The following is a 13,032-nucleotide window of genomic DNA, read 5'->3' as shown; positions in this document are numbered from 1 at the left end:
TCGCCGATGATCATGGTGGGGGTGTCACTGAGAATGATGTGGTCGTATATGGCTTGCGCTTCTTGCCCGATCCGTGGTCGGGCATCTGTCCATGAGATGAGAGCGGTGAAGGATTTAAATGAGGTAGGGTTGTGTCGGGAACGGGGCTTGTCGAAAATGGCGACGATTCGTCGGAACTGGCTAGCCCCGAGCCGGAACACTACACTTCCGTGACGGATGGCAACTCCACTGGCGGGCGGGGACATTCGGCGCTGGGAACGGCCGACTTCCCGTGGCAAGCGGCGGTGTTATAAGGAATAAACCCGCGCCTTGTTCGTCATGACCACCGAGAAAGCAATCTATTGAGCAAGCTGTATATTTGGAAAAACCGCACTTTATTCATGGGGTATCTGCCGGATATCTCCGAGCACCGCTTGGGTTCGGCGGCGCTGTGCGTGGGCATCGACCAGCCGTTTCGCGTCTTGGAAAGTGCAAGCAACGGTTGGCGAGAAAGTCGCGGTGTATTGGTGCCGCCGGGTTGCCTGCACGAAATCCAGGTTGGCGGCGCTCTCATGGCGATCCTGTTCATCGAGCCGGAGAGTTCGGATTACCCGGCGATCCGGAACGTCATGCTCGACGGCGAATGGCAATGCCTGTACGACCTGGCCCGCGAAGACGAGGTGCTGGCGATCCTGAGCGAGGCTTGGGAACGCCAGCCGGACGCCACCGTCATTCATGATTTGCTGGAGCGCCTGATCCCGCCACCACGGCCCGAGGACCGCCCGCGACCGCTGGACGCTCGTATCCAGCGGGTGATCCGGCTGATGAAGGAAGATCTTGTCCGCGGTTACTCGATGAACGAACTGGCCGAGCATGTGAACCTGTCGCCGACCCGGCTGGTGCATTTATTCAAGGAGGAAGTCGGCGTGCCGATTCGCCGCTTTCGGCAGCGGCACCGGATGCGGGTCGTGGCGGCGCTGATTGCCGAGGACAGCTCGCTGACCGATGCGGCGCTGAGTGTGGGTTTCGCCGATTCCTCGCACTTCAGCCGGGCTTTTCGCAATATGTTCGGCATCGCTCCTTCCTCGGTGTTCGGCCGCGCCGCCAACGTACGGATCGTGATCGCCTGAACCATGCTCCCATGCCCATCCTGATCGACAGTCATAGCCATTTCGACGACGTCAGCTTCGATGACGACCGCGACGCCGCCTATCAGCGGGCGCGGGCCGCCGGAGTGGAGGCGCAAGTGCTGGCGGCGGTGAGTGCCCGGCTGTGGCCGAAGCTCCGGGCGGTCGCGGCGCGTTATCCGGGGCTGTATCCCAGCTATGGCCTGCACCCGGCCTATCTGACCGAACACCGGCCCGAGCATCTGGATGCGCTGGCGGACTGGGTGGTTCGGGAAAAGCCCGTCGCCATCGGCGAAATCGGGCTGGATTACTACCTGCCCGATCTCGATGCCGGCGCGCAAGCCGATTACTTCACCGGACAACTGCGACTGGCCCGCCGCCACGATCTGCCGGTGATCGTGCACGCCCGTCACGCGGTGGATCAGGTTATCAAGTACCTGCGGCGTTTTGCCGGCGTGCGCGGGGTGGTGCACAGCTTCTCCGGTAGCGAGGACCAGGCCCGGCGGTTGCTCGATCTGGATTTTCTGCTCAGCTTCGGCGGGCCGTTGAGCTATCCACGCGCCACCCGCCTGCGCGGCCTGATCCGGTATCTGCCGCTGGACGGCTTCATGTTGGAGACCGATTCGCCCGATCAGCCGACGAGCGCGCACCCGAGCCAGCGCAACGAACCGGCCTTCCTGCCGGAAGTGCTGGCCTGCGTCGCCGAGCTGCGCGGGGCCGATCCAGCCGAGATCGCCGCCGCCACCAGCGCCAACGCCCGCCAGCTGTTCGGAATCCCCGATGCCGTACCCTCAGGCGCGCGCTGAGATCCTGATCGGCGCCACTGGGCTGGCCCGGTTGCGGGCGGCGCATGTGCTGGTGGCGGGACTGGGCGGGGTCGGCGGTTACGCCGCCGAGGCGTTGGGTCGGGCCGGCATCGGCCGTTTGACCCTGCTGGATCACGACAGGGTGTCTCCCTCCAATCTCAACCGCCAGTTGCTGGCGCTGCATTCCACCCTCGGTCGGCCCAAGGTCGAGCTGATGGCCGAGCGGCTGCGCGATATCGATCCCACCCTCGAGCTGACCCTGCTGGGCGAGTTTCTCCAGTCGGAGGCGGCTGAAGCGCTGGTGACCGCCGCCCCTTATGACTATGTCGCCGACTGCATCGATAGCATCGCCTGCAAGGCGGCGCTGGTGGCGTCCTGCCAGCAGCGGGGCGTACCGGTGATTTCGGCGCTGGGGGCGGGTAATTGTCTGGACGTGACTCGGGTGCGGGTGGCGCAATTGAACCAGACCCAGATGTGTCCGCTGGCCCGCGAGCTGCGTCGCCGCTTGCGGGCGCTGGGCGCACCGCTGAACTATCCCGTCATCTACAGCGACGAGCCGCGCCGTCCGCCGTTGCCGCATCGGCCGGTCGGCGGCGATACGCCGGGTCGACCCCGCGCGGTGAACGGGACGATTTCCTACCTGCCGGCGCTGTTCGGGGTGATGCTGGCGGGGGTCATCGTTCGCCGGCTGCTGGGTGAAGGATGAGCGCGGCGCTTGAAGACGTTAAGATGACCCAAGCCCGATTGTCGCCGGGTTGCCCATTTACGCTAACCCCTCAGTGACGAGCTGCCATCCATGAACTGGTCCCACACCGCGCTCACCAAACGACTCGACATCCGCTATCCGATTATTCAGGCCCCTCTGGCCGGTGGTCCCGGCACCCCGCAACTCGCGGCGGCGATTAGCAACGCGGGCGGCTTGGGGTCGCTGGCGGGCGGCTACCCGCAACCCGAAACCTTGCGGCAAGCCATCGCCGAGATACGTACCCTCACCGACCGGCCGTTTGCCGTCAACTTGGCGCTGGGCGGCGCGGCCTCCGGTGACCCCGCCCGCCTCGCCCGCGCCCGCGAATTGCTGGCGCCCTACCGGGCCGAACTGGGGCTACCGCCGGAATCGCCCGCGCCGCCGGAACCGCCGGGATTCGAGCAGCTGCTGGAAGTGGTGATGGAAGAACGGGTGGCGGCGGTCAGCTTTATTTTCGGTGCGCCGGATACCGTGTATCTGGATCTGTTGCGGGATGCCGGAATCGTCACTTTCGGTACCGCCACCCACCTGCTGGAAGCGATCGTGCTGGAAGAAAGCGGGGTGGATTTCATCGTCGCCCAGGGCGCCGAGGCCGGTGGCCATCGCGGTACCTTCATCGGTCACCCGGAGCAGGGTTTGGTCGGTATCCTGACCTTGGTGCCGTTGCTGGCCAAGCACATCAGGGTGCCCATCGTCGCCGGCGGCGGCATCATGGACGGGCGCGGCATCGCCGCCGTCCGGATACTGGGCGCGGCGGGCATTCAGATGGGCACTGCCTTCCTGGCTTGCCCGGAAAGCGGCGCGTCTCCCGCCTACAAGGCGTTATTGAGCGAAGGCAGCGAAATCGCCACCACCCTGAGCCGCGTTTTCACCGGCCGCGTTGGCCGGGTATTGCGCAACCGCCTGGTCAACGAACTGCACCCACATGAAGCCGATCTACCCGGTTTCCCGCTGCAGTTGTTCTTGACCGAGGATCTGCGCCAGACTGCCACCGAGCGGGATCTGACCGATTTCATGGCCTTGTGGGCCGGTCAGGGTTGCCATTTGAGCGAGAGCCGGCCAGCGGCCGAACTGATCGCGGCTTGGGCGGACCAGGCGACGACCTTGCTGGGGGGCGAAGAAGCGCCGCGGGAGCCGGTGGCGGCGGAACCCGTCGACCGGGCGCCGCCGCCGGCGGCCGAGAGTCCTCCCGATCCGGCCTGCTTCATTTAGTGGCGCTGATCTCTCCCAGCAACCGGCGCAGCCTGATCCAGTCGAACGCCGCTCCCGGATCGGTCTTGCGGCCCGGCGCGATGTCGGCATGACCGGCCAGCCGTTCCGGCGTGATGGCGGGGTAGGCCGCGCGCAAGGCGATGATGAGGGTCGCCAGTATCGGATACTGGCGCTCGTCGTAGGGTAGGTGGTCGGTGCCTTCCAGTTCGATGCCGATGCTGAAGTCGTTGCAATGGCGGCGGTTGCGGTAAGCCGACTCGCCGGCGTGCCAGGCCCGGCGCTGCAACGGGACGTACTGCACGATCTCGCCATCCCGCCGAATCAGCAGGTGCGCCGAGACTCGCAGTCCGGCAATGGTTTGAAAATAGGGATGCGCGGTGGGGTCGAGCGTGTTGCTGAACAGCGCGTCGATCCACGGTCCACCGAACTCGCCGGGTGGTAGGCTGATCCCGTGAATCACGATCAGGTCAACCGACGATCCGGCGGGTCGGTCGTCGTGGTTGGGTGAGGGCGTCTGGCGCGCCGCGTCCAGCAACCCCGTACTCAAATCGACCCGCATCGCCGCTTACAGCACCGTTTGATCGAAGTCGTACTGCATGTCGGTGTGCGGCCGTTGCAGGAAATAACCCTGGACGAAATCGATGCCGCAAGACCACAGCGTGGGCAGATTGCTCGCGTCCTCGACGCCGGTGATGATGGTGGTTACACCTAACACAGCCAACTCGCGCGTCATTTGCCCGAGCTGTTGCTGGCGTTCCTTGTCGTTCAGCAGATCCTGGGCAAATTTGGGGGCCAGCTTGACGTAATCGGCATGCAGGAGTTGCACGAGTGCCTGGGCACGTTCGTGGCCGCTGAAGTGGTCGAGCGAGAGGCCGCAGCCCAGTTGCTTGAGTTTTCGCAAAAACGGCAGCAGCGCCTGCCGGTTGAGTTCGGCGGTGGTTTCGGCGATCTCGAACACCAGGTTGGCGGCCGGCACCCCGGTTTTTTGCAGGCCGCTGCTCAGCCAGTCCGGTAGTTCGTCGTCTTGCAGGATGGTGGGCGAAATATTGATGAACAGAATCGCCGAATGACCGCGCATTTGCCGCTCGCGCAGCATCCGGATGGAATGGGCGATGACCCAGCGGTCGAGCACCATGCCGATCCGGTGGCGCTTGACCAGACTGAACACGGTTTCCGGCAGCAGCTCCCAGCCCTCGTTATTGCGCATCCGCAGCAGCACTTCATAGCGCTCGGTGCTATCGCCGCGCAGGCTGACCACCGGCTGAAACAACAGGTTCATCCGCTGCTGTTGCACGGCTTCGCGGATCTCTTCCAGCAAACGGCGCTGCCGGGGGTGATCCGCTTCCTGTTCGGCGCTCTGACCGTGTTGGACGAGAATCCGCATGTCCTTGCTATCCCGAGCCATGCCGCAAGCCATGTCGGCCTGTTGGATCAGGATGGCGGCTTCGTGCAAGGCGGGAGTGGCCACGCTGATGCCGATGCTGGTGCGCAGTTGGAAACCTTCACTGTTGAAAGGGTAAACATCGCTTTCCAAAGCGTCCTGCACCGCGTGCGCCGTGGCGAGCAGGGCTTCCTGGCTGGTGAAGCTCAACAGGACCGTGAAAACGGCGTTGCCGAACCGGGCCGCGATCGGGTCGGCGCCCAGCGTGGTTTGCAGGCGCTTGGCGGCTTGTTCGACGATCTCATCGGCCGCGGCGACATCGTGGCTTTCGACGACGCGCAGGTTGTCCAGGGAGATCAGCATGATCGCCACCGGCTGAGCATTGACCTCGGCGGTGATCAGTGCCCGTTCCAGGTGGGCGAGGAAGTAGGGACGGTTGTACAAGCCGCTGACGGTATCCCGATGGCTGATCTGGCTCAGCTTGCGGTACAGGCAATGCCGCTGCCGTAAGCGCTTGGCGACGGCCGCGAACAGTAGTTCCGGGTTCAGGGCCTTGCCGAGCAGGGCCTCGCCGCTCAAGCTGGTGGCCGATAGTCGCTCGCTGCTGTCGGCGCGCTCCGACAGCAGGATCAGCGGGAGTTCGCGCAACAGCTCGTGTTGCTGGATGGCCTGGGCCAGCGTCAATCCGTCGATTTCTTTTAAATCTATGTTGAAAATCAATAGATTGGGGCGAAAGTTGGCGATGGCTTGCAGAATCTGTAGTGGTTGGGCGAGCACCTGCGTCACCATGCCGCGGCTGTCCAACCAGCGGGCGATTTCGCGGGCGGCAAGCAGCGCGTCGTCGACGATCAGGATGCGGTGGTCGGACGCTTTCAGCACGCGCTCGTCCAGGATTTCCAGTAACAGGACGATATCCACCGGCTTGATGAAGTAGCCGGACCCGCCGGTTTCCACCGCGTCGAGCCGGGCGGCGATGTCGCCGCGGTCGGCCAGGAAAAAGAGGGGAGCTGCCGGAGCCAGCAATTGCTTTAAGGTTTTGATCTGTTCCAGCGGGGGTTGATGGTCGGCGACGAAGTCCAAGTCGATGATTAGGGCGACCGGTTGTTCGGACTGCGTCAGCAGCGCGCGGACTTCAGCCAGAGTGGCGCAGCGTCGGACCTGAAAGCCGCCCCGTTGTTCGAGCTTGCGCGCCAGCCCGTTCGCCGAGTCGGGCGCCACCAGCCACAGTTTTGGGGCCAGGGCTTCGCCGGTCGTTGGCCGCGACCGTTCGTTCTTTTCCCACCTGGAAAACAGAGGCACGGTGCGGGGTTCGGCCGGTTTTTTCGTGACCGGATCGATTTGGCCCGGATCGCCGCCGGGGCGCGGCGTGGAGCGACACAGGGCGTCCACGATGGCGATCAGGCGCTCGCGCTCGGCTCCCTTGGGCAAATCGCCTTTATCCAGACATTCGCTGAGCTGTTGTTCGAGCCGTTCGGCCAGCACCACGATCTTGTGATACTCGGGCCGTGGGCGGGCCAGCGCCAGGGCATCCTGCGTCGCTCGCAACAGCAGCACGAAAAACTCCCGGCTCCATTTGATGTAGACGAGCTTCTCGGCGAGATCCTCAATACGCTTGAGTTTGCCGGCGAGCGGTTCTGGACGGGAAGGCGTCGGTTCCATGCAATTATCTCTGCAAGATCGAGAGGCGGAAAATCGTGGGTGGTTTACATTGGGATTGCCTGTTCATAATAGCTATAGATGATGGAGCGGGGTAGTGTAAGAGATCGGAGTGAAAACACCGGTTTCTCGGCTCGAATCCCGCCGCCATCGCGGCGAGGACCTTGCCTTGCGGCCCTCGCCCGTCCGATCGCGGAGAATGAGACGGGCGGGTAGGCGTGCGAGCTATTGTGCTTCGAGATGGTAGGAAATAATGCGCTCGACTTCGCTCTTGGATCCCATGATCACCGGGCAGCGTTGATGCAGGTTGGTCGGTTGCAATTCCATGATCCGCTGCGTACCGGTGCTCGCCAGTCCGCCGGCTTGTTCGACGATGAAGCTCATCGGATTAGCCTCGTACAGCAGGCGTAATTTGCCCTCCTGGTTTTTGGCGCGCAGCTTGCGGTCGGCTGGATAAAGGAACACGCCGCCGTTGATCAGTACCCGGTGGATGTCGGCGATCATCGCGCCGGCCCAGCGCATGTTGAATTCCTTGCGGCGCGGGCCTTCCCGGCCGGCCAGGCATTCGTCGATGTAGCGCCGCACCGGTGGGTCCCAAAACCGCATGTAGGCGGCATTGATGGAAAAATCCTGAGTTTCTTCCCGTAGTCGCATGCTGGGGTTGGTCAGGATGAACTCGCCGATGCGTTGGTCCAGGGTGAAGCCGTTGACGCCGTGGCCGGTGGTGAGCACCATCATGGTGGACGGCCCGAACAGCGCATAACCGGCGCAAACCTGTCGGGCGCCTGGTTGCAGGAAATCTTCTTCCGTCGGCTCGCCGGTTGCGCCATCGGGGCGGCGCATGATCGAGAAGATGGTGCCGACCGGGCCGTTGACGTCGGTGTTGGTGGAGCCATCCAGCGGATCGAACACCAGCAGATATTTGCCTCGCGGGTACTGAGTCGGTAGATGGTAGACTTCGGCCATTTCCTCGGAAGCCATGGCGGCGACGTGTCCGGCCCATTCGTTGCGATTGATGAACAGATTGTTGGAGATTACGTCCAGCTTTTTCTGCGTCTCGCCCTGGATGTTCTCGGTATCGGCGGCGCCGAGTACGCCGACCAGGCTGCCGTAGCGGACCGCGCTGGAAATGGCCTTGCAAGCGATGACGATGTCGTTGATCAGGGCGGTGAAGTCGCCCGAGACGCCCTTGATGCGCCGCTGTTCTTCGATGAAATATTCGGTGATGGTAGTGCCGATAGGCATGACGGTGTTCCTGGGTTGGTTAAATAAATACAGCGCGGTGATCCCTGATACCCGCGCTGGCCAAGCTCCGCGCCGATTATATCATTTAGCATAAAAACAGTATGGTTTTATGGGGCTCCTGGCGCTCCACGACCTCGGCTCCACACCGGTCACAATACGGATAGTGTTCTTACAAGGCCATGATTCCTGGACTTAAAACGCGGATCGCGCATACCCTCACCCAAGGCATGGAATTTATTGTCGCGACGCAACATTTTTTGTTATACTTTATCCCAGCGATTTCGAAAAACCGGATTGGGAGGATGTCATGAACGAGGGTTCTGTTAAGTTTACCGAGCTATTCAGACCTTGGGTTGCATCCTTGACCAGGGTCAATCAATCCATGGTCGGGCAGTTGGAAAAGTGGGCTGGGTTGCAGATGGATAGCCTGAGAGCCTATGCCGATCTGGGCGTTGCCCAAGCCAAGGTGGCGATGAAAGTGATCGATCCACACAGCCTGCACGAATTCACCGACAGCCAGTTTGCGGTGGCAAGTTTCGTTGGCCACCGCGTCGCGGACGATGGCCGCCTGCTGGCCGAATGGGGTACGGACTGCTGCAACCAGGCTCATCGTCTGGCCCGGCAGAACATGTTGAGCGTGCTGTTCAGGGATTAATGACGGTTACGGTGGGGTTCTTTGCCAAAGCGCCGCTTCAAAGCGGCGCTTTTTCGTTGCGGGAACCGCGGCCATCGCATCCGCGCGGCTTTGCGGATAGCACAAGCTTATTTTCAACAGTCCGATGCTGTGTCGGATGATCGATAAACCACATTCCAGCACTTTCGGTTGGAAGAGCTACAACAGCCACGGCAGAAAGCCCGACGGGGAGTGAGTTATGGCGACGCTGGCGATGTAGCCGAACGTTGCCAGCGCCATAATCCAGGCGGTGGCGCGGATCGGTTTGGTCTGGCCGCGTTTGAGAGCAATGCTGCCGAGGATGATGTAGGCCGTCAGCCCGAGCACCTTGGCGGTCAGCCAGCCGTGCACGAACGGGTATTGATGCAGGATCAGCACTAGCCCGACGGCACTGGCCAGCAGCGCGGTGTCGATGACGTGCGGCACGATCCGGACCCAGCGCCGCCGCGATTGCGGGGAATCGGCCAGCATCCAGAGCCCGCGCAGCACGAATAACGCCAGGCTCAAGACCACTGTGCTGACATGCAGATGTTTGAGGGCAAGATACAGGGCGTTGGTCCTCCACGACTGGTTGGCGGGTAGGCTATAGTTTAATGAACAGCTTGTGCTGGCTATTCCCGCGAGGTGTGTGTATGTCCATGCATGTTTGTAACGGCGCCACGTTGAAATGCACATTTGCTTTTCCGCCGGGGATCAGTACGCTCGTCGTGCTGCCGCAAAACAGAATGATGACCAGCAACATGCCGGCGGCGAATATTATGGACAACAAACCGATGGTCAACATCATGACGTTCGGCGCGTGCATGAGTCTGGCTAATCCAACGGTGGCCGCGGCCACGACGGCGGCGATGGGCGTGCTGACGCCGATGCCTTGCATTCCCATTACTCCGGCGCCGTGGGTAGTCGGGTCGCCGACCGTGCTGCTGGGCAACATGCCGGCGCTCAACAACACCTCCACCCTGATGTGTACTTGGGCGGGGGTGATCACGGTGCTCCAACCGGGGCAATTCACCGAGATGATTCCCTGAAGCGCGTCACTTTCCGGATGGCTGGACACGCCGGGTGGGAATTGCACTCCACGGGTCGTCCGGCCAGGGATGCTTGGGGTAGCGGCCTTTCAGTTCTTTCCTGACTTCGGCGTAGGTTCGTTCCCAGAAGCCGCGCAGGTCCTGGGTGACCTGAATCGGCCGCTGGGCTGGCGACAGCAGGTGCAGGGTGACCGGAATCCGCCCGCCGGCGATGCATGGGGTGTCGGCCAGCCCGAACAACTCCTGCAATTTGACCGCCAGCACCGGCGATTCGCCCGGTGGGTAGCGCAGGCGGATGCGCGAGCCGCTCGGGACCGGCAGATGCGTGGGAGCCAGTTCGTTCAGCCGTGCCCGCGACCGACCGTCCAGCAGATTGTGAAGCGCCTCCGCCAGATCCAGCCGCCGCAGGTGCTCACGCCGGCTAATGCCGTCCAGCCAGGGCGGCAGCCAGTTTTCGAGATGCGCCATCAGCCAGCCGTCGGACACGTCCGGCCAGCCTTCGTCGATCAACCAGTGCCGCAGCGACAGCACGCGCGCCTGCCACTCGCGCAGTTCGCGAGTCCACGGCAGGCTGTCGGGACCCAGTTGCCGGACACCGGCCAGCATCGCCTGACACCGTTGTTCGGGATCGGCGTCCGCCAGCGGTGTGCTGGCAAGTGCCAGTGTGCCCAGCCGCCGTTCCTGGCGCGCCACCACTGCCGCCTGTCGCTCGTCCCAGCCTACTTCCGCGACGGTGCGTAGCCGGCCGGCGAGATGCGCTTCCAGATCGGCGGGATCGACCGGCGCGGCCAGCCAAATCCGGCCCTCCCCGGCGCCGGCGTCCAGGTGTGCCGCCACCAGCCAGTCGCGGCCCGCCAGCGGATCGCCAGTGGCCAGCCGTGCCCCGCGCCCGTTGGCCAGCCGGTAGCGATCCGTTGCTCCCTCTCGGCACCGCGCCACCCGGTCGGGATAGGCAAAGGCCAACAGCAGCCCAACCGTCGCGCCGTCCGCTGGATCGAGGGTGAGGCGCATCTTCGTGTCCGTTCTTGCAGGACCATTCGCCCGCCGCAACAGCGCCCGCCAGCGCCGCGCCGCCTGCTCGATGTGGGCGCAGGCTGTTGGATCGGCCCGCCAGCGCCGCGCGCCGTCGCGGCCGGCCCGGCGAAAATCCCGCAGGGCATCCAGGCGGGCGGAGAGGTCGCCACCGAAGGGATGTTCGCCGCGCAGGGGATCGCGCTCCTCCAGCAGAGCGGCCAGATCGGCGGCCAAATCGACCAGGCCGAGCGCCGCGCCGCGCCGCAGCAGGTGCGCCAATCGCGGATGGGTCGGCAGTTCCGCCAGCGCCTGTCCACCCGAGGTGATGCGGTCGCGCTCGTCCAGTGCCTCCAACTCGCGCAGCAGTTCGCGCGCTTGGGCCAATGCACCCGGCGGCGGCGGATCGAGCCAGGCCAGCGCCGAAACCTCGGCCACCCCCCATTGCGCCAGTTCCAGGGCCAGCGGCGCCAGATCGGCCTCCAAAATCTCCGGGATGCGCCGCGGGCGGAGTCGGCTTTGGGCGGTCTCGCTCCACAGTCGGTGGCAGATGCCTGGTCCCAGTCGTCCGGCCCGGCCGGCGCGCTGTTCGGCGGCGTCGGCCGACACCCGCACCGTTTCCAGCCGGGTCAGGCCGCTACGCGGATCGAAACGCGGGATGCGGGTCCAACCGGCATCCACCACCACGCTGATGCCTTCGATGGTCAGGCTGGTTTCGGCAATGGGCGTGGCGAGTACGACTTTGCGTCGGCCGTCCGGGTCGGGCTGGATGGCGCGCTGCTGCGCCTCTCCCGGCAGGTCGCCGTACAGCGGCGTCAGCGCCAAATCCGTGCAGGCCGGTTCCGCTTGCAGCCGGTTCAGCATTTGCCGGATTTCGCCGCCGCCCGGCAGAAAAACCAGCAGGTCGCCACGTTCCCGGCTCAGCGTGTTCAGTACGGCGCGGACTACGATGTTTAGATCCAGACCGATGGGGTCACTTGGCAGGTAATGCCGGCTTACGGGATGGGCGCGGCCTTCGCTGGTGACAATGGGCGCATCGCCCAGCACCCGGGCCACCGCCGCGCCATCCAGGGTGGCCGACATGACCAGCAGCCGCAGGTCCGGGCGCAGCCCGCGCTGGCTGTCCAGACACAGCGCCAGCGCCAGATCGGCGTGCAGGCTGCGTTCGTGGAATTCGTCGAAGATCACCAGCCCCACGCCGTCCAGCGCCGGATCGCGTTGCAGGCGACGGGTCAGGATGCCCTCGGTCAGTACCTCAATGCGGGTTTGGCTCGAAACTTGGTGGTCGAAGCGGATGCGGTAGCCGACGGTGCGGCCGACCGGCTCGCCCCGTTGCGCGGCCATGCGCGCCGCCGCCGCCCGCGCCGCCAGTCGCCGCGGTTCCAGCAACAGGATGGCGCGGTCTTCCAGCCAGGGTTCATCGAGCAGCGCCAGCGGTACCCGGGTGGTCTTGCCGGCACCCGGCGGCGCTTGCAGCACCAGGGCGATGGAATCGCGCAACGCGGCACGGATCGCCGGCAGTGCCGGCTCGATGGGCAGCGCCGTGGGTTCGGAGTCAGATGAAAACATGGGCGCGAACCGGTTCAACGGAGGTGGCGGAGGCCGTCCCGGCACTATTTTCCGTGATCGCCTCAACGTGCATTTGTGCGCTGCCTTGACTATTGTTTTATCAGAATATTGTGGTTTGGGTCGGCTGCGCGTGCGAGCACGAGCACCACCCCTCACCTCATCATAACGCCAGCCACCACCCGAGGAAATTTACGGATGAGCATTGTGAGCGATCTGCTGGCCAGACCCGGTGTCGTCGCCGCCGGCGAATATGCCTACCGGGGTGACCGGTTTTCCTACCGCGGCGCCCTCACTGAAGAACATGCCCGCATGGCTTCCATCATGTGCCGCGCCACCACCATGGGCGTGAACATGGAGGGCAGAATGCTCGAAGCCTTCCAGCCACGCAGTGGACTGCAACCGCCGCGTGGCTGGGTAGTGCATGGTTCCGACTATACCGTGTGCGTCATGGCGAATGTATTTTGCATGCTTGATAACGCCCAGTGCTCAATCAACGACATCGTTGGATTCATGCGCCAGGCCATGGCCAAGGCGCCCTCCGGTCTGATCTGAACTCGCCTGGCCAGTCCACCGAAGAAATTAAGGAGAAGTGACCGATGG

12 protein-coding genes are annotated in these 13,032 nt (G+C 63.9%); 7 read left to right on the top strand and 5 right to left on the bottom strand.

Annotated elements, in window-relative coordinates:
* Nucleotides 1-341 precede the first annotated feature (341 nt).
* The 4 genes from IPM89_10615 to IPM89_10600 all read left to right on the top strand — a co-directional run bounded on the left by IPM89_10615 (nucleotide 342) and on the right by IPM89_10600 (nucleotide 3,869).
* On the top strand, nucleotides 342-1,109 hold the full coding sequence (locus IPM89_10615) for a helix-turn-helix transcriptional regulator (protein ID QQS53349.1): 768 nt from the start codon (nucleotides 342-344) through the stop codon (nucleotides 1,107-1,109).
* Nucleotides 1,110-1,120: 11 nt separating this feature from the next.
* Nucleotides 1,121-1,912, top strand: a complete 792-nt coding sequence (locus tag IPM89_10610; protein ID QQS53348.1) for a TatD family hydrolase — start codon at nucleotides 1,121-1,123, stop codon at nucleotides 1,910-1,912.
* Complete coding sequence (locus tag IPM89_10605; GenBank protein QQS53347.1) at nucleotides 1,887-2,618, top strand: ThiF family adenylyltransferase; 732 nt, start codon at nucleotides 1,887-1,889, stop codon at nucleotides 2,616-2,618. The genes IPM89_10610 and IPM89_10605 overlap by 26 nt, the downstream gene beginning before the upstream one ends.
* A gap of 90 nt (nucleotides 2,619-2,708) precedes the next feature.
* Nucleotides 2,709-3,869: a nitronate monooxygenase gene (locus IPM89_10600; protein QQS53346.1), complete on the top strand. Its 1,161-nt coding sequence runs from the start codon at nucleotides 2,709-2,711 to the stop codon at nucleotides 3,867-3,869.
* Here IPM89_10600 and ampD read toward each other — a convergent pair.
* The 3 genes from ampD to IPM89_10585 form a co-directional block, all read right to left on the bottom strand.
* Nucleotides 3,862-4,428, bottom strand: coding sequence for a 1,6-anhydro-N-acetylmuramyl-L-alanine amidase AmpD (ampD, locus tag IPM89_10595; protein ID QQS53345.1), 567 nt, complete (start codon nucleotides 4,426-4,428; stop codon nucleotides 3,862-3,864). The two genes, IPM89_10600 and ampD, sit on opposite strands and share 8 nt — an antisense overlap.
* 6 nt (nucleotides 4,429-4,434) lie before the next feature.
* The gene (locus IPM89_10590; protein QQS53344.1) at nucleotides 4,435-6,909 is read right to left on the bottom strand and encodes an EAL domain-containing protein; all 2,475 of its coding nucleotides are present in this window, start codon (nucleotides 6,907-6,909) and stop codon (nucleotides 4,435-4,437) included.
* Between the two features lie 222 nt (nucleotides 6,910-7,131).
* Nucleotides 7,132-8,151 (bottom strand): class 1 fructose-bisphosphatase, encoded by a 1,020-nt coding sequence (locus IPM89_10585; protein ID QQS53343.1) that lies wholly within the window; start codon nucleotides 8,149-8,151, stop codon nucleotides 7,132-7,134.
* 361 nt (nucleotides 8,152-8,512) lie between these two features.
* Here IPM89_10585 and IPM89_10580 point away from each other — a divergent pair, with 361 nt between their 5' ends.
* Entirely contained in the window at nucleotides 8,513-8,806 is a 294-nt protein-coding gene (locus IPM89_10580; GenBank protein ID QQS53342.1) for a phasin family protein, read from the top strand.
* 177 nt (nucleotides 8,807-8,983) lie between these two features.
* Here IPM89_10580 and IPM89_10575 read toward each other — a convergent pair whose 3' ends face one another.
* A complete protein-coding gene (locus IPM89_10575; GenBank protein QQS53341.1) occupies nucleotides 8,984-9,499 on the bottom strand; it encodes a SirB2 family protein in 516 nt (171 codons plus the stop codon).
* Between IPM89_10575 and IPM89_10570 the strand changes: the two genes are divergently transcribed.
* Nucleotides 9,457-9,852, top strand: coding sequence for a DUF4280 domain-containing protein (locus IPM89_10570; protein ID QQS53340.1), 396 nt, complete (start codon nucleotides 9,457-9,459; stop codon nucleotides 9,850-9,852). The two genes, IPM89_10575 and IPM89_10570, sit on opposite strands and share 43 nt — an antisense overlap.
* Nucleotides 9,853-9,858: 6 nt before the next feature.
* Here IPM89_10570 and hrpB read toward each other — a convergent pair whose 3' ends face one another.
* Nucleotides 9,859-12,432 carry an ATP-dependent helicase HrpB gene (gene hrpB, locus IPM89_10565; GenBank protein QQS53339.1) on the bottom strand — a complete coding sequence of 858 codons (2,574 nt, stop codon included), beginning with the start codon at nucleotides 12,430-12,432 and terminating at the stop codon, nucleotides 9,859-9,861.
* Nucleotides 12,433-12,627: 195 nt separating this feature from the next.
* On the opposite strand from hrpB, the gene IPM89_10560 reads away from it, so the two are divergent.
* Entirely contained in the window at nucleotides 12,628-12,984 is a 357-nt protein-coding gene (locus IPM89_10560) for a DUF2173 family protein (protein QQS53338.1), read from the top strand.
* Nucleotides 12,985-13,032 lie beyond the last annotated feature (48 nt).

Source organism: Candidatus Competibacteraceae bacterium, from assembly GCA_016699715.1.
Taxonomy (GTDB): domain Bacteria; phylum Pseudomonadota; class Gammaproteobacteria; order Competibacterales; family Competibacteraceae; genus Competibacter.
This window is presented reverse-complemented; position numbering and strand designations above follow the sequence as displayed.